The following is a 17,152-nucleotide window of genomic DNA, read 5'->3' as shown; positions in this document are numbered from 1 at the left end:
GTGGAGATCCTGCTTCCTACCGCGCCGGCACCGCGATCAGCGCTTCGACCTCGACGACGAGCTCCGGGCGAGCCAGCGCCGCCACGACGATCAGCGACTGGGCGGGCCAGTCCGCCTCCGGGTACCAGCGGGTGAAGGTCTCGCGCGTCGCCGTGCGGAAACCCTCGAGGTGCTCGGTGCCGGACAACATGCTGAACACCTTGACCAGGTGTTCCGGTCCGGCGCCCGCGGCTTCGAGCAGCCGTTCGAGGTTGACGAGCAACGCGCGGGTCTGGGACTCGGCGTCGGGCCCGGCCAGGTCGCCGTCGGGCAGGACGCCGATCTGACCGGACACGACGACGAGTTCGTGATCGGCCGGGACGCGCACCAGATGGCTGTACGGGCCGATCGGTGCGGCCACGGTCTCCGGATTCCAGCGCTCGATCATCGGTCCCCATCTCTCGGTGTTCGGCGGAGTTCGCCTTCCGAGTATCGATGACCGATGATTCCGGGCGACGGAGGGACTTCGGATGGCGAATTCAGGACCGAAGGCGCGCGCTCGCGCCACGACCGTCTGGCCGCTGATCCACACCGAGCGGGCGGCGCTGGCGAACGACCTCGGAGGGCTCTCCGAAGAGCGATGGGAGACACCGTCGCTGTGCACCGGGCTCACCGTGCGCGAGGTGCTCGCGCATCTCACCGCGGGGGCGAGCCTCACCCCGGTGCGGTGGCTGGCCGGGGTGATCCGCTGCCGGTTCGATTTCGACGAGCAGGTCGCCATGCGGCTGGCCGAACATCTGGGCGCGAACGGCGCCGAGACGCTGGAGCGGTTCCGCCGTGTCGTCACCAGCACGACGAAACCGCCGTTGCCCGCCATCGCGATGCTCGGCGAGACGATCGTGCACGGCGAGGACGTCCGCCGCCCGCTGGGTCTCCGCCGGGACCATCCGATCGCCGTCCTCACCTCGCTGGCCGGTTACTACCAGGGCTCAGATCTCGTGGTGATGGCGAAGGGGCGCATCGGCGGGCTGCGGCTGGAGGCGACCGATGGCCCCTTCGCCGTCGGATCCGGGCCACTCGTTTCGGGCACGACTCTCGCGCTGATCATGGCCATGACCGGTCGGGCGCCCTACCTGGCCGAACTCCACGGCGACGGGGTTCCGGTCCTGCGCCGGCGCGTCCCGTCGTAAGGAGGCTCAGCCCTGTTCGAGGGGCAGGCCGGCGCCGGCCCAGTCCTCGATGCCCTCCCGGTACTTGCGGACGTCGGTGTAGCCGAGGGCGGTGAGCCGGTCGGCGACCTGTCCGCTGTTGGGGCACGCGGGGTTGGAGCAGTAGGTGACGATCGCGGCGCCGCGATCGGGCAGCACGGCGGCCGCCCGCGCGTCGACGTCCGCGAGGACGAGCGGGACGGCGCCGGGCAGATGCTGCTTGGCGTAGTACTCGCCACCCAGCGCGTCGACGACCGTCACGGCCTTCGCGTCGATCGCGGCCTTCAGGTCGTCACGGGTGATGAGTGCGGTCATGTCGCTACCTCCCAGTTAATCGGACTAGAGTCCGTATGTGCCCCACGACCATAACGGACCGCAGTCCGCTTTTGCAACGTCGCTGGAACTCCTGCGGACGCCGCCGCCCAAGGAACGCGCGGACGCCGCCCGCAACCGCGCCGCCATCCTGGACGCGGCCGCGTCGCTGTTCGCCGAGCACGGCGTCGACGCGGTGTCCATGGATCAGGTGGCGGCGGCCGCGGGGGTGGGCAAGGGGACGCTCTTCCGCCGCTTCGGCGACAAGGCCGGACTGGCCGTCGCGCTGCTGGACGCACGGGAACAGGTGCTCCAGGAAGGGATCCTGCACGGGCCGCCGCCACTGGGGCCCGGTGCTCCGCCGTCGGAACGCCTGGTGGCTTTCACCGGCGCCTACGTCGACTACGTGCTCGAGCATCTGGCCCTGGTGCGGATGTCGGAGACCGCCGCCCCGGGGGCGCGCTACCGGATCGGTGCCTACCGGTTCTGGCACCGGCACGTGGCGATCCTGCTCGACGGCACCCCCGACCCCGAACACGCCGCGCACGCCCTGCTGGCGCCGCTGGCGGCCGAGCACCTGACTGCGTTGGTGCCGGAGCTGGGGGAGAGCCGCGTCCGCGCCGGGATCACGCGACTCGCCGAACGGTTCGCGCCCGGCAAGTAAGGTGTCGGGGAGAACCCCGGGAGTGTGTCGATGACGGTGGAGCGCCGGACGTACCGGCCTGCCAGGCAGGCCGTACTGGTGCTGCTCGCCGCCGTCCTGACCGCGCTCGGCCTGTTCCTCGCGCTCCACTCCGGCGATTCCGCTTCGGCCGACGAGTCGCGCGGGGCGAACGCGACCGTCGACTCCTCGGTCTCCAAGGCCGTGGCGCCGGTGCGCGCCGTCGGCAGGCTCGCCGCCGAACCTTCGCTCCTGGGTGTGCACGGTCACGGTGACCTGCCTCTCTTCGGGACCGTCCCGCACGGGCCCGCGTCGACGACGCTGCTCCGCCTCAGCGAACTCCACGCCGACGTCACCCCTCCCTCGCGCGCGGCGCACCGCCTCGCGCTGGGGGATCGAGCTCCGCCTTTCCCGGTAGCCGTCTGAAGCTCACGGGCACGCCTTCCGCGTGCCCGGACCGGGAATCCGCGCGCCTTCTGCCGCGCGCGGAGGAATTCATCGAGGAGAAACCGTCGTGCCGCGCGAAACCGCGCGGCGAGGCATGACCGGGCGAGCCGTCGTCTCGCTGGTCATCCTCGCCGCGACCGTGTACTTGTTGCTGACCACCGCCCCGCGCCTGGGGCTCGATCTGCGTGGTGGCACGCAGATCGTGCTGGAGACCAAGGATTCGCCCACCATCACCGCCGACGCGGAGACCACCGACCGGACGCTCGAGGTGCTGCGCCGCCGGGTCGACGCGCTGGGCGTCGCCGAGCCCATGCTGGCCCGCTCCGGGGACAAGCGGATCATCGTCGAATTGCCCGGCGTTCGGGATCCGCGCGAGGCCGTCGAAGTGATCGGCCGCACCGCACAACTGTCCTTCCACCCGGTGCTCGGAGCTTCCACCGACGCGGCCCAGGGAAGCCGCGTGCTGCCCGACGAGAGCGGCCAGCCGATCACGCTGGGACCCGCGGCGCTGACCGGTGAAGGTGTCGACAAGGCGCTCTCGACGATCGATTCACAGGGCGGCGGCCACCTCGTTTCCGTTGACTTCAAAGGGGATTCCGGCCGCGCCTGGGAGCGGCTGACCGGCCAGGCGGCCTGCTCCCCGCCCGGTGATCCGACCCGCCGGGTGGCGATCGCGCTCGACGACAAGGTGATCTCGTCGCCCCAGGTGAGCCCACAGGTCGCCTGCGGGGTCGGGATCGTCGGCGGGAGCACGCAGATCACCGGGCGCTTCTCCCCGGCCGAGGCGAAGGACCTGGCGTTGCTGATCAACGCCGGCGCGCTGCCGACGCCGGTCGAGATCATCGAGCAGCGCACCGTCGGCCCCACCCTCGGTGCCGCCGCGATCGACGCCAGCGCCCGCGCGGCCGTCATCGGCCTGGGACTGACCGCGCTCTTCCTGCTCGCGGTGTATCGCCTGGCCGGACTCATCGCCGTCGGTGCCCTGGTGGCCTACGCGGCGGTGTCCTACGGCGCGTTGCTCGCCATCGGAGCGACGCTGACCCTGCCCGGTCTCGCGGGCTTCGTGCTGGCCATCGGCATGGCCGTCGACGCCACCGTGCTCGTCTTCGAACGGGCGAGAGAAGAACATTCGGTGAAACAGGGAGGCTCGCTGCCCCGGTCGGTCAGCCGCGGGTTCAGCGGGGCGCTGTCGGCGATCGTCGATTCGAACGTGACCACCCTGCTCGCCGCGGGGCTGCTGTTCTGGCTGGCGTCCGGCCCGGTGCGCGGGTTCGGGGTGACGCTGTCCATCGGCGTGGTCGTGGCACTGTTCATCTCGCTCGTGTTCACCCGCCTGCTGCTGCACCTCACGATGCGGGGTGTGGTCGCGCGCAAACCGCGGCTTTCCGGGCTCACCCACGAAGGCCGGGTCCGCCAGTGGGTGAACCGGCGCGATCCGGAGTTCCTCGGCAAGCCCCGGCGCTGGCTGATGGTGGCGGGCGCGATCGTGATCGCCGCGATCGCGGGACTGTTCGTGGCGGGACCGAACCTGGGCGTCGAGTTCACCGGCGGCCGGGTGATCGAATACAGCACCTCGGCGCCCGCCGACGTCGAACAGGTCCGGGACGCGGTGTCCGACGCCGGATTCCCCCGCGCCGTCGTGCAGGTGTCCGGTGAGAAGGACATCTCGGTGCGCACCGAGCCCATCGACGAGGCCGCCACCGAGCGGATCCGGACCGCGGTCTCCGGGGTGGCGGGCGACGCCACCGAGATCCGCGACGAGCAGATCGGCCCGAGCCTCGGCGCCGAACTGCGCACCAAGGCGGTCGTCGCGCTCCTCCTCGCGGTGCTGGCGCAGCTGATCTACCTCGCGGTGCGGTTCGACTGGCGGCTCGGCCTGGCCACGGTGGCGGCGCTCGCCCAGGACGTCCTGATCATCGTCGGGATCTTCGCCTGGCTGGGCAAGTCCATGGACGGCGTCTTCCTCGCCGCGCTCCTGACGGTGATCGGCTATTCGGTCAACGACTCGGTGGTGGTCTTCGACCGGGTCCGGGAGGTGCGGGGGCAGCGCCGCAAGGAGCCGTTCGCCCGCGTCGTCGGCACGGCGGTCCTGCAGACGCTGCCCCGGACGATCAACACCGGGATCGGGGTGCTGTTCGTCCTCGGGGCGCTGCTGTTCCTCGGGGACGGCTCGCTGGCCGACTTCGCCCTCGCGCTCCTGCTCGGCCTCATCGCGGGCACGGTGTCCACTGTGGCCACCGCGGGTCCCGTCGCGATTCTGCTCGACAAACGCTGGCCAGGGGCCGGGCGTCCGGTCAGGAAGCCGTCGCGGGTACGGGAGCGCGACGACAACGGCGCGGTGGTGTGATCGGCGTTCCTTTGTGGACGGCCTCTATGCTCGTTCCCGGTGGCAGGGGAGTCCACCGGGAACGAGGGGCGGGTAGATGATCCAGAGCGTGCTCGTCGGTGCGGTCGTCGTGCTGGCCTGGACGATGACGGCGGCACGGCTGGAACGGTGGCAGATCACCGCGCCGATGGCGATGGTCGCGGCGGGGCTGGCGATCGGGTTCAGCACCCGCAACGATCTCGGCAACGGGCTCAACACCGAGATCGCCCTCAACGCCGCGGAACTGATCCTCGCCCTGCTGCTGTTCGTGGACGCCACCGCGGTCAAGGGCGGCTATCTCGGTCATGACGCCAAGACCGCGGTGCGGCTGCTGCTGATCGCGCTGCCGCTGACGATCCTGATCGTCATGGGGGTCGGCCTGCTGGTGCTGCCGGGGCTCGGGTGGACGGTGGTGCTGCTGATCGCCTGCATCATCGCCCCCACGGACTTCGCGCCCGCGACGTCGGTGGTGCACGACGTCCGGGTGCCCGAACGCGTGCGGCATCTGCTGAACGTCGAAAGCGGCTACAACGACGGCGTCGTCGCCCCGGTGTTCATCTTCGCGCTCACCCTCGCGGGGAGCCGCAATCAGGCGAACACGCCGGGTGAGGCGCTGCAGACCGCGATCCCGGCGGCGCTGCTGGCCGTGCTGGCGGGCTCCGTGATCGGCGCGGTCGCCGCGGTGGCGATGAACGTGACGGGCAAGCACGGCTGGTCGACGCGGCATTCCGCACGGGTCGCCGCCGTCGCGCTGCCGCTGCTGACCTACACCGCCGCCGTCGCGATCGGCGGCAACGGTTTCGTCGCCGCGTTCATCTGCGGGATCGCCTACAAGACCGCGCGCCATCCGAGCGAGGACGAACTCGGGCTGGCCGAGGACGTCAGTTCTCTGTGCGGGCTGCTGATGTGGTTCGTCTTCGGCAGCACCGCGGTGCTGGTGCTGTCCTTCGGCCTCACCTGGGGCGTCGTGATCGTCAGCGTCGTCGCACTGACCGTCGCCCGGCTCATCCCGGTGCTGCTCACCTTGCTGCGGACCGATTTCCGGTGGCGGGACCGGATGACCATCGGCTTCCTGGCGCCGCGCGGCGCGGCGTCGATCGTGTTCGGCCTGCTGGCCTACAACTCACTCGACGGGGACGCGGCGGACGTCGCGTTGAGCGTCATGTCGGTGACGGTGCTGGCGAGCGTCGCCGCGCACGGTGTCGGGGCGTCGGCGTTCCTGAACCGCAAGTCGAAGACCTCCTGAGCAGGGCACCTCGTGAGGTGGCGGGGTCGGCGCGGATGAAGGGATCCTTCGCCGCGTCCGGTGCCGAGTGGCCGTGTCGCGAAAGCCACTTTCGGGACGTCTGATGTCGCGAAAGTGGCTTTCGCGACGTCCCGGGAGGCTGGTGTGGCCTTCATGGTGACGTTGTGGCTGAACCCAAGGTGAGCGAAGGCGTGACTCGCGTGATTGGGGCCGGATCTCGCGTGATCAGAAGGCGAACTCCGTGATCGTCGCCCGATCACACGAGATCCGGCTCCAAGCACACGTGATCCGTCTCTGATCACGCGTGAACGCCGCCCGAACACACGTGAACGCTCACCCCGCTCGAACACGCCACTTTTGACCTTCCCCTCAATAACCCTCTTTGTCACTCATGACCCCATCGAAAACCGCATATCTAACCATCAATCGGACATTCTGTCGCCAGAAGTGTCCCTTGTGGACACTCAGGGAGCGACTGGTGCCTGCAGGCCGGTCCAGGGCCACGTCACGAAGGCCACCTCTTAATCTTGAAGCCAGCGAAGGGGTCCTTCGCCGCAGACGGCTCGGTCATGCCACATTTGACTTACCCCTCAATAGAACCCGAATCGCCACTCATGACCAACCCTCTCCACGCCCTACCCGCGCGGCCCCGTCCCTTCACTTCGCCGGGGCGGGCGCTTCGAGTTCGGCCAGGTCCGGTGCCGACCGGACCGAGGGGCTGATCACGGTCGCCAGGGCCAGCGCGGCCATCCACAGCGTGAACAGCCACACCGTCGTGGTGGCGCCGACCCAGCCCAGCAGGAAACCGCCGATCAGCGACCCGAGCGGGACGGCCCCGAAGGCGATCATGCCCGCGGCGGCGAGGACCCGGCCCTGGAGGTGGTCCGGGGTGACCGCGAGCTGGTAGGCCGAGGTCCCCACGTTCCACAGTGGACCGACGAAGGCCATCGCGCCGAACACCGCGCCGAGCAGGAGCGGCTCGTCCACCACGGCCAGCAGCGGGACCAGCAGGAGCCAGACCCAGTTCGCCCCGATGACGACCGTCTTCAGCGACAGCCGTCTCGCCGCCGCGGGGGCGACCAGTGAGCCGAGCACCCCGCCGACCGCGATGATGCCGAGCATGAAACCGACGGTCGCCGGAGAGGCGCCGTGGTTGTTCGCGGACACGATCACGGTCAGGAACAGCCCCTGGAACAACAGGTTGCTGCCGGCGATCAGGAGCGTGGTCGCCCGGAGGAACGGCTGCCGCCACAGCCAGACGGCGCCCTCGGTGAACTCCGCGGCGCGCGGGCGGCGGCTCGCGGTGTCCCGCTGGACCTGGAAGTCCTTGCGGATCAAGCCGAGTGTCAGCACCGAGATCGCGTAGCTGACGATGTCGAACACGAACGGCACCGCGCGGCCGAAGCCGAACAGGATCCCGCCGAGGGGTTTGCCCAGCATGGCGGCGCCCCGGCGGCGGGCCTCGTTGCGCGCCAGCGCCAGGGGGAGCTGCGACGCGTCGACCACGTTGGGCACGGCGGCCGCGGCGGCCAATCGGTAGCACACCGCGAAGGTGCCTTCGAGGAAGCCGACCACGAGGATGTGCGGCAGGGTCAGCCGCCCGAACAGCAGGGCCGCCACCAGGGTGCTCAGCACCAGCGCGCACAGGATATCGCAGTAGATCATCATGCGCTTGCGGTCGAACCGGTCGACCAGCGCACCCGCGGGCAGCTGGAACAGCAGTTGCGGCAGCAGCGAGACGAATCCGGCGAGACCGGCGTCGGTGGCCGAGCCGGTCAGCGCGAGCACCAACAGCGGGTACGCCACATTGGACACGTTCGAGCCCAGGATCGACACCGCCGATCCGGCCCACAGCAGAACGAAGTCACGGTTTCGATACAGCGGGGGCACGGGGGGACTCATGGTCCCCGATGCTCGTGGGCACGGGCACTCGCGCACAGAGAAGGATCGGCACTCCGGCACCCGGCGCGCTGCGTGAACGGGCACCACCTTCACCCTGACGCCCGCTCACGGCCGCCGGGCATCCTCGACCGATCATCCCTGGCTCCCGGTCTTTGGTGGCAGGACAGGAAGGCGGACCATGGACACCCGAGGCAACTCCCGTGCCGAACTGCTGCGGCGACGGCTGCGAGGTATCGGCAACGTCGAGGCTTCCGGCGGGATCACCCCGGTGCCCCGGGACCGGCCGCTGCCGCTTTCGTTCGCGCAGCGCGGGTTGTGGTTGCTCGACCAGACCCGGCCCGGCGGCGCCGACTACCTGATGCCGGTGCGGCTGCGGCTGCGCGGTGAGGTGGACGTACCCGCGCTGCGCCGGGCACTGGACGAGATCGTGGCCAGGCACGAGGTGCTGCGCACCCGGTACCCGGAAGGTGGTTCCGGCGGCGAGCCCGTGCAGGTGATCGACGAGCCGGGGCCGGTGCCCTTCGAACGGCTCGACCTCGCCGACCGGCCGGAGTCCCTCGACGATGTGCTGGCCGAAGCGGGCGCTCGCCCGCTCGACCTGGCCGAAGAGTGGCCGCTACGGGCTCTGCTGGTCCGTCTGTCCGATGTGGACCACGTGCTCCTTCTTTCCGTGCACCACATCGCGTCGGACGGGTGGTCCGAGAACATTCTTCTGTCCGAATTGGACAACGTGTACGCGGCGTTCGCCGCGGGCCTTCCGTCTCCGCTCGGGCCGCTCCCGGTGCAGTACGGGGACTTCGCCGTGTGGCAGCGGGACCGGCTCACCGGTGGTCGTCTCACCGAGAAGGTCGAGTACTGGCGCAAGCAACTCGACGGGGTCGCCCCGCTCGAGCTTCCGACGGATCGGCCCCGCGGACCGGTCCGCGACAGCGCGGGCGCGACCGTGCCGGTCGTCGTGCCCGGGCCGCTGGCCGAGAGCCTGACCCGGCTCGGCCGGGAGCACGGCGCGACGCCGTACATGGTGCTGCTGGCGGCCTTCCAGGTGTTGCTCGGCCGCTACTCCGGGCAGACCGACGTGGTCGTGGGCAGCCCGGTCGCCGGGCGCGAGGAGGACCGGACCGAGGGTCTGCTCGGCATGTTCGTCAACATGATCGCGCAGCGCGCCGGGCTGTCCGCCGAACAGTCCTTTGTGGACCTGCTGACCCGGGTGCGGGCGACCGCGCTGGACGCCTACACCCACCAGGACACCCCCTTCGATCTCGTGGTCGACGAACTCGCGGGGGAGCGTGACCCGTCCCGGACCCCGCTGTTCCAGGTGGTGTTCCAGCTCGGCGACGACGACGGGCCGCGCCGCCTGGCCGGCCTCGGCGCCGAGGTGGAGTCCCCGGGCTGGGACGTGGCGAAATACGATCTGGACCTCACCCTCGCCACCCGCCAGGACGGTTCCGTCACCGGGCAGCTGGGCTACGCCACGGCCCTGTTCGACGCCGCGACCGCGCACCGGATGTCCGGCCATTTCGTCCAGCTGTTGGAAAGCATCGCCGCCGAACCGAACGGCAGGCTCGGCGGGCTCGCCATGCTGGCGGGCGAGGAACGCGAACGTTTGCTGGCGGCCGGGAACGGCCCGGACCTGACCTTCCCCGCCGAGGAGAGCCTGCCCGAGGTCTTCGCGGCACAGCTCGCCCGCACGCCGGACGCGCTGGCCGTGTCCTTCGACGGCGAGCACCTGACCTATGCCGAGCTCGACGCGCGGGCCAACCGGCTCGCCCATCGGCTCCGCTCGCACGGCGCGGCACCGGGACAGCTGGTCGGCGTCTGCCTCGACCGGGGACTCGATCTCGTGGTGGCCCTGCTGGGCGTGCTCAAGTCCGGCGCGGGTTACGTGCCGCTCGATCCCGCCCAGCCCGCCGAGCGGCTGACCATGATGCGAGCCGACGCCGAGGTCGGCACGGTGGTCAGCACGGGTGAGCTCGCCGGGTGGCTGGCGGGCGAGCCGGTCACCGCGGTCCTGCTCGACCAGCCCGGTTCCGAGTGGCCGGAGACCGACCCGGCGCACTTGGCGGGACCGGGCGACGTGGCGTACGTGATCTACACGTCCGGCTCCACCGGGCGGCCGAAGGGTGTCCCGGTCACGCACGCGAACGTGCTGCGGCTGCTGCGGTCCAGCGCGGCCGACTTCGCGTTCGGCCCGGACGACGTCTGGACCCTGTTCCACTCCTACGCCTTCGACTTCTCGGTCTGGGAGCTGTGGGGCGCGCTGCTGCACGGTGGACGCGTCGTCGTCGTGCCGTTCACGGTTTCCCGTTCCCCGTGGGACTTCCTCGACCTGCTGATCGCCGAGGGCGTCACCGTGCTGAACCAGACCCCGTCGGCGTTCCGGCGGCTGATCGACGCGGTCGCCGAGGCGGAGACCCCGCCCGAGTCGCTCGCGCTGCGTTTCGTGGTGCTGGGCGGCGAGGCCGTCGACGTCGCCGACGTCGCGCCGTGGTTCGCCCGCTTCGGCGACGAACGGCCCGCCGTGGTCAACATGTACGGGATCACCGAGACGACCGTGCACGTGACCTACCGCAGGCTGCGTGCCGAGGACACCACCGAGGGCCCGCGCAGTCCCCTCGGCAGGCCGCTGCCCGACCTGCGCGTCTACCTGCTCGACGGCAACCTCGATCCGGTGCCGGTCGGCGTGCCCGGCGAGCTCTACGTGTCCGGGCCGGGGCTCGCCCTCGGGTACCTCGGCCGCCCGGAACTGACCGCGGACCGGTTCGGCCCCGATCCGTACTCGCCGCGTCCCGGCGCCCGCATGTACCGCACCGGCGACCTCGCCCGCCGCACCCTCGACGGTGATCTGGAGTTCGCGGGCCGGGCCGACGAACAGGTCAAGATCCGCGGCCACCGGATCGAGCCGGGCGAGATCGAGGCCGCCCTCGCCGCCCACGCCGCGGTGGCCCGTGCCGTGGTGCTCGCGCACCGGCGGCCGGGGGAGTGGGAGCACCGCCTCGTCGCCTACGCCGTGCCTGTCGCCGGCCACCGGCTGGACGCGGCGGACCTGCGTGACCACCTCAGCAGGCTCCTGCCCACGTACATGGTGCCCGCGGCGTTCGTGCCGCTGGACCGGTTCCCGGTGACGGCCAACGGGAAGATCGACCGGACCGCCTTGCCCGAGCCGGTCGCGGGCCACGCGACACCCGCCGGTTCGGTCGCTCCCCGCGACCCGGGCGAGCGGGCCATGGCCGAGGTGTGGGGCACGGCGCTCGGTGTCGGATCGGTCGGGGTGCACGACAACTTCTTCGCGCTGGGCGGTGACTCCATCCGGGCCATCCAGGTGGTGGGGGTGCTGCGCAAACGAGGACTCCCGGTGACCGTGCAGGATCTGTTGCTGCATCAGACGGTCGAGAGTCTGACCCGGTTCGCCGGGACGGCGGCCGGGCCGGTCGAGGACCGCCGGGTCGCCCCGTTCGAACTGGTCGGCGAGGCCGACCGGAAGGCGCTGCCGGACGACCTCGCCGACGCCTATCCGATGTCCATGGGCCAGACCGCGATGGTCTACGAGATGGTGGCGGACAAGGACGTCAGCCTCTACCACAACATCACACTGTTCCCGATCGTCGACGACGCCCCGTTCTCGCTGCCCGCGCTGCGGGAAGCGGCGGTGCTTCTGGTGCGGCGGCACGAGATCCTGCGCACCGCCTTCGACCTGACCACCTACCGGGAGCCCATGCAGCTGGTGCACCGCAGTGCGCCGATGGAGGTCGGTTACGACGACCTGCGCGGGACTTCCGGGCCGCGTGCCGACGAGGTGCTGGGGGAGTTCGTCGCCGACACCCGCCGCAAGCCGCTCGACGTCACGAAGGCGCCGTTGGTGCGCTTCCATGTGCACCAGACGGCGGAAAGCCGGTGGACGCTGTCGTTCATCGAGTGTCACGCGGTTCTCGACGGCTGGAGCCACCACTCGCTGCTCGAAGAGCTGCTGGACACGTACCGCAGCCTTCGGGACGGGCGCACTCCGACGTTCCCCGAGCAGGCGCCGGTGCGCTTCGCCGACTTCATCGCCCACGAGAAGCGCTCCCTCGAGTCCACTGTGGACCAGGAGTTCTGGCACGACCGGCTGGATCGCTACGACCCGGTCAGCCTGCCGCCGGGCTGGGCGTCGGCACCGAGCCCGGACGGCCTTCCGCACCAGATCAGCGTGCGGTACGCCGACCTGGAACCGCGGTTGCGCGCCTTGGCCGCAGTGGCGGGCGCCTCGCTGAAGACCGTGTTGTTCGCCGCGCACCTCAAGGTGCTGAGCACGATCAGCGGGTCGAACCGGTTCCACACCGGACTGGTGCACAACGGCAGGCTCGAAGAACCGGGCGGTGAGCTCGCGAGGGGCATGCACCTCAACCCGCTTCCGGTCTGCGTCGACCTGACCGCGACGAACTGGACCGGACTGGTCCGGCAGGTGTTCGCCGAAGAGGTGGCCGTCTGGCCGCACCGGCGCTTCCCGATCGGGGAGTTGCAGCGGCGCTGGGGCGGGGGACGGCCGCTGGTCGACATCTCGTTCGCCTACCTGGACTTCCACGTCTTCGACACCGACCGGGTGGAGACGGCGAAGATCGTGGACGAGAGCTACAACGGGTTCGGCGTGGACGTGTGGAGCTTCCCCGGTGTCCTGCATTTCAGGGCACAGGCCGACCGGATCGCCCCGGTCCACGGGCCCGCGCTCGCCGCGATGTACCGGCGGGTGCTCGAAGCCATGGCCGCAGACCCGGAAGGTGACGTCCGCGGTGCCGCGCTCGCCCCGGCCGAGACCGAACGGCTGCTGTCGTTCGCGGACGGTCCGGTCGCCGAGTACCCGGACGCGTGTGCGCACGAACTGTTCGAACGCCAGGCCGCCCGCACCCCGGACGAGATCGCGCTGCGGTGTGCGGACGGGACCACGGTCACCTACGCGGACCTCGACGCCCGCGCGAACAGGCTGGCCCATCACCTGCGCGAGCAAGGCGCGGGTCCGGAGACGGTGCTCGGCGTGCTCCTGCGCCGCGGACCCGAGCTGGTGACCACGCTGCTCGCGGTCCTCAAATCCGGCGCGGCCTACCTGCCGCTCGATCCGAGCCACCCGGCGCAACGGCTGGCCACGGTGCTCACCGAGGCCGGCGCGACCACGGTGGTCACCGAGTCCGCCCTCGCCGACCGGGTGCCCGGCACCACGACGGTCCTCGTCGGGGATCCGGCCATCGCCACCCGCCCGGACGGAGACCTCGGCCGGACCGCGACACCGGAGGCGCTCGCGTACGTCATCTACACGTCCGGCTCGACGGGCACGCCGAAGGGCGTCATGGTCGAGCACCGCAACCTGGTCAACTACCTGTGCTGGCGCGCCGAGTCCGCCGTCGCCGGGGGTTCCCCGTTGTACTCGTCGATGGCGTTCGACCTGCCGGTCACGTCCTTGTTCTCCGCGCTGCTGTCCGGCAGGCCGGTCACCCTCACCCCCGACGACGGCACCCCGGCTATCGAGGCGCTGGTCGCGGCGCTGGGCGAGGGCGGATTCGGTCTCGTCAAGCTCACCCCGTCGCATCTGGCGGCACTCAGCCAGATGCTGCCCGCCGAAGCACTCCCCGGCGCGGCCGCCCGGCTCGTCGTGGGCGGCGAGGAGCTGACCAGGGACATGCTCGCCGCGTGGACCCGGCACGCCCCGGACACGGTGGTGGACAACGAATACGGGCCGACCGAGGCCACCGTGGGCTGCGCTTCCCACGTGAGCGCGGCCGGTGACCTCGAGGCGGGGCCGGTCCCGATCGGCCGCCCGGGTGCCAACACCGTGCTGCGCGTACTGGACGCTGACCTCGAGCCGGTCCCGATCGGCGTGCTCGGCGAGCTGTACATCGGCGGCGCGCAGCTGGCCCGTGGTTACCGCGGCCGTCCCGACCTCACCGCGGACCGGTTCGTGCCCGATCCGTACGCCGTCGGCCGGCGCCTGTACCGCACCGGCGACCTCGCCCGGTACCGGGACGACGGCGTGCTGGAGTTCGCGGGCCGGGTGGACGACCAGGTCAAGATCCGCGGCTACCGGGTCGAACTGGGCGAGGTGGAGTCGGTCCTGCGAGCGCACGCCGAATTGCGCGACGTGGCCGTGCGAGCCCGCCGGACCGCCCGTGGAGACCAAGAACTGGTCGCCTACCTGGTCCCGGCACACGAAGGACTGGACCCGGCCGAGCTGCCCGGACGGCTGGCCGGTGCCGTGCCCGAATACCTGATCCCGTCCGCGTGGGTGGTGCTGCCCGAACTGCCCACCACCCCCAGCGGCAAACTCGACACCAAGGCCCTGCCCGAGCCGACGGCCACCGCCCGGACCGCGATGGCCCCGCGCACGGCGGTGGAGAAGATCATCGCCACCGCGCTGGCCAAGGGCCTCGCCATCGACCAGGTGGGCGTGGACGTCCCGTTCAGTGACCTGGGCCTGCACTCACTGCTGATCATCCGGGTGCTGGTCGAACTCCGCGAAGAACACGGCCTGCCGGTGGAGTTGCGCGACTTCTACGAGCACCGCACGGTGATCGATCTGGCCGAGGCCGTCGACCCGGCCAGCAAGGGCGGCTTCCGGCCGACCGAGGCGGCGGCGATGGAATCCGCCGCGACCTGGGCGCGTGACGCCGTCGTGTGGCTGCGCCGCACCGGTTCGAAACCGCCGTTGTTCTGCATGTACCCCGGTGGCGGTCTTTGGTACATCCGGCTGGCCGAGCACATCAGCGCCGACCGGCCGGTGGCCGCGCTCGAGTGGCCCGGCCTGCACCGCGACACGCCCTCGCCGCAGAGCATCGCGAGCGTGGCCGCGCTCTTCGTGGACCAGATCCGCGCGGTGCATCCGGAGGGGCCCTACCACCTGCTCGGCTGGTGCGGCGGTGGGCTGGTCACCGGCGAGATGGCCCGCATCATGCACCGCGACGGCGACCGGCTCACGCTGATGTTGCTCGACCCGGCGCAGGACTTCTACAAGCGGGAGAACATGTGGGAGGAGACCGCCATGTTCGCCCGTGGCGAGGACCTCCTCGACCAGTTGAACAACACGACGGATCCCGACGAGCTCGCCGAGATCCACCGCCAGTTCGCGGAAGTGCTCGACTACATCATCGACGAGGGCACCAAGGAACCGCCGATCCCCGGGGACCCGTTCTGGCCGCGCCGGATCCGGGTGTGGCGGGAGCTGACCCAGGCGATGCTCGGTTTCCGCCAGCGCCCGTACGCCGGCCGGACCAACCTGCTGGTGGGCGACGAACTGGCCGACGGCCTGCACGAGACCAACTTCGGGCAGAGCTACGCGCAGTACCAGGATCGCTGGGTCAAGCTGGCTCCCGGCGGGCTCAAGGTCCACCGGGTCGGCGGCGACCACATGGGCGTGCTGCGCCCGCCGCACGTGGCGAAGCTGGCCGAGTTGCTCACCACGCTGATGAAGGCGACGGAGGAGGCGTGACGCTGGTGTCGGGCCGTCCCACGGTCGCCGGGATCGACCTCGAACGGGCGACGATCCCGGAGCTGCAGCGCGCGATGGACTCCGGTCCGCTGACCTCGGCGGAGCTGACCGGGTTCTACCTGGACCGCATCCGCCTGCTCGACCCCCGGTTGCACGCGGTCATCACGACCAACCCGGACGCGCCGCGACTCGCGGCGGAGAGCGACGACCGGCGCAGAGCCCGCCGGATGCTCGGTATCCTGGACGGGATCCCGGTGCTGCTCAAGGACAACATCGACACCGCGGACCGGCAGCGGACCACGGCGGGCTCGTTCGCGCTGGCCGGGTCGCGTCCGGCCGCCGACGCCCATCTGGTCGAACGGCTCCGCGCGGCCGGGGCGGTGATCCTCGGGAAGACGAACCTGTCGGAGTGGGCGAACTTCCGTGACCGGCGGTCGTCGAGCGGCTGGAGCGCGATCGGCGGGCAGGCCGGCAATCCCTACGTGCTCGACCGCAACACCTGCGGCTCGTCGAGCGGCTCCGCCGCGGCGATCGCCGCGAACCTGGCCACGGTCGCGGTCGGCACGGAGACGAACGGCTCGATCGTCACCGCGGCGGGCGCGAACGGGGTCGTCGGCGTCAAACCGAGTATCGGCCTGGTGAGCCGGAGCGGCGTGGTGCCGATCTCGGTGGTGCAGGACACCGCGGGCCCCATGGCCCGCACCGTGACCGACGCGGCCATCCTGCTGGCCGTCCTCAACGGCCCCGACAGCGGCGACCCGTCCACCTCGGACAGTCCTGCCCGGCCGGACTATCTGCGCTTCTTGGATCCTGCGGCGTTGCACGGCAAGCGGATCGGCCTCTGGGATCCCACCGGAGGTACCAGCCCGGAAACCCTGGCGGCGTTCGCGCGCGCCGTGGACCTGCTGGAGTCCTCGGGAGCGACGACGGTCGAGGTGACGATCCCCGGACTGGACGTGGTGGGCCGCACCGAGTTGCCGTCGATGCTGCACGAGTTCAAGCACGGCATCAACGAGTACCTGGCGGCGACCCCCGGCGAACACCCGGCGGACCTGGCAGGCCTGATCGAGTTCAACAAGGCCAACGCGGACGTCGAGATGGGATTCTTCGGGCAAGAGCTGTTCGAGGAGGCGCAGGCCACGAGCGGTGACCTGACCGAACCGGCGTACCTGAGCATGCGCGCGGAAGCGACCGGGGCGGCGCGACGCGGGCTGGACGACACGCTCCGCGCACACCGCCTGGACGCGATCGTGGCGCCGACGAACGCCCCGGCCTGGAAGACCACGCTCGGCCGGGGCGACGACTACCGGTTCGGTTCGTCCGCGCCCGCCGCGGTGTCCGGCTACGCGAACATCACCGTCCCCATGGGATTCGTCGGCCCGCTGCCGGTCGGCCTGTCGATCATGGCGGGCCGGTACAGCGAGCCGACGGTACTGGCGCTGGCGTACGCGTTCGAGCAGGCCGCCCGCGCACGCCGGCCACCGGAGTTCCTGCCCTCCTGTTGAGGGGTGAAGAAACGTGCCCTGGTCGCGGGTCCGACGCTCGGGTGTCGCGAAAGCCACTTTCGCGACATCAGACGTCCCGA

General features: G+C 71.0%; 10 protein-coding genes. 7 read left to right on the top strand and 3 right to left on the bottom strand.

Translation table 11 applies throughout. The features are described from left to right. Positions 1-16: 16 nt before the first annotated feature. Complete coding sequence (locus tag ACLJRM_RS31645; protein WP_410665136.1) at positions 17-427, bottom strand: RidA family protein; 411 nt, start codon at positions 425-427, stop codon at positions 17-19. Between the two features lie 82 nt (positions 428-509). Here ACLJRM_RS31645 and ACLJRM_RS31640 point away from each other — a divergent pair, with 82 nt between their 5' ends. Then, positions 510-1,169, top strand: a complete 660-nt coding sequence (locus tag ACLJRM_RS31640; protein WP_410665135.1) for a maleylpyruvate isomerase family mycothiol-dependent enzyme — start codon at positions 510-512, stop codon at positions 1,167-1,169. Positions 1,170-1,175: 6 nt separating this feature from the next. Here ACLJRM_RS31640 and ACLJRM_RS31635 read toward each other — a convergent pair whose 3' ends face one another. After that, positions 1,176-1,502 (bottom strand): rhodanese-like domain-containing protein, encoded by a 327-nt coding sequence (locus ACLJRM_RS31635; RefSeq protein WP_410665134.1) that lies wholly within the window; start codon positions 1,500-1,502, stop codon positions 1,176-1,178. An 82-nt stretch (positions 1,503-1,584) separates the two neighbouring features. Between ACLJRM_RS31635 and ACLJRM_RS31630 the strand changes: the two genes are divergently transcribed. From ACLJRM_RS31630 to ACLJRM_RS31615, 4 genes are all read left to right on the top strand, one after another. After that, positions 1,585-2,163: a TetR/AcrR family transcriptional regulator gene (locus ACLJRM_RS31630; RefSeq protein WP_410665211.1), complete on the top strand. Its 579-nt coding sequence runs from the start codon at positions 1,585-1,587 to the stop codon at positions 2,161-2,163. 30 nt (positions 2,164-2,193) lie between these two features. Continuing rightward, the gene (locus ACLJRM_RS31625) at positions 2,194-2,586 is read left to right on the top strand and encodes a hypothetical protein (protein WP_233224206.1); all 393 of its coding nucleotides are present in this window, start codon (positions 2,194-2,196) and stop codon (positions 2,584-2,586) included. Between the two features lie 88 nt (positions 2,587-2,674). Beyond that, entirely contained in the window at positions 2,675-4,954 is a 2,280-nt protein-coding gene (secD, locus tag ACLJRM_RS31620; RefSeq protein ID WP_410665133.1) for a protein translocase subunit SecD, read from the top strand. 76 nt (positions 4,955-5,030) lie between these two features. Then, on the top strand, positions 5,031-6,218 hold the full coding sequence (locus ACLJRM_RS31615; RefSeq protein WP_101608615.1) for a cation:proton antiporter: 1,188 nt from the start codon (positions 5,031-5,033) through the stop codon (positions 6,216-6,218). Between the two features lie 657 nt (positions 6,219-6,875). Here the strand turns inward: ACLJRM_RS31615 and ACLJRM_RS31610 are convergent. Then, entirely contained in the window at positions 6,876-8,120 is a 1,245-nt protein-coding gene (locus ACLJRM_RS31610; protein WP_101607069.1) for an MFS transporter, read from the bottom strand. A gap of 178 nt (positions 8,121-8,298) precedes the next feature. Between ACLJRM_RS31610 and ACLJRM_RS31605 the strand changes: the two genes are divergently transcribed. Both ACLJRM_RS31605 and ACLJRM_RS31600 read left to right on the top strand, forming a co-directional pair. Next, complete coding sequence (locus ACLJRM_RS31605) at positions 8,299-15,567, top strand: amino acid adenylation domain-containing protein (RefSeq protein ID WP_410665132.1); 7,269 nt, start codon at positions 8,299-8,301, stop codon at positions 15,565-15,567. Further along, positions 15,564-17,072, top strand: coding sequence for an amidase (locus ACLJRM_RS31600; protein WP_410665131.1), 1,509 nt, complete (start codon positions 15,564-15,566; stop codon positions 17,070-17,072). The genes ACLJRM_RS31605 and ACLJRM_RS31600 overlap by 4 nt, the downstream gene beginning before the upstream one ends. Positions 17,073-17,152: the final 80 nt, after the last annotated feature.

Origin of the sequence: Amycolatopsis sp. lyj-84, from assembly GCF_046549075.1 — a bacterium.
Classification (GTDB): domain Bacteria; phylum Actinomycetota; class Actinomycetes; order Mycobacteriales; family Pseudonocardiaceae; genus Amycolatopsis.
This window is presented reverse-complemented; position numbering and strand designations above follow the sequence as displayed.

Excerpts from the sequence above, each read along its gene's own strand:
- ACLJRM_RS31645 (WP_410665136.1), bottom strand. The coding sequence starts at position 427 with ATGATCGAGCGCTGGAATCCGGAGACCGTGGCCGCACCGATCGGCCCG.
- ACLJRM_RS31640 (WP_410665135.1), top strand. The coding sequence starts at position 510 with ATGGCGAATTCAGGACCGAAGGCGCGCGCTCGCGCCACGACCGTCTGG.
- ACLJRM_RS31635 (WP_410665134.1), bottom strand. The coding sequence starts at position 1,502 with ATGACCGCACTCATCACCCGTGACGACCTGAAGGCCGCGATCGACGCG.
- ACLJRM_RS31625 (WP_233224206.1), top strand. The coding sequence starts at position 2,194 with ATGACGGTGGAGCGCCGGACGTACCGGCCTGCCAGGCAGGCCGTACTG.
- ACLJRM_RS31615 (WP_101608615.1), top strand. The coding sequence starts at position 5,031 with ATGATCCAGAGCGTGCTCGTCGGTGCGGTCGTCGTGCTGGCCTGGACG.
- ACLJRM_RS31610 (WP_101607069.1), bottom strand. The coding sequence starts at position 8,120 with ATGAGTCCCCCCGTGCCCCCGCTGTATCGAAACCGTGACTTCGTTCTG.
- ACLJRM_RS31605 (WP_410665132.1), top strand. The coding sequence starts at position 8,299 with ATGGACACCCGAGGCAACTCCCGTGCCGAACTGCTGCGGCGACGGCTG.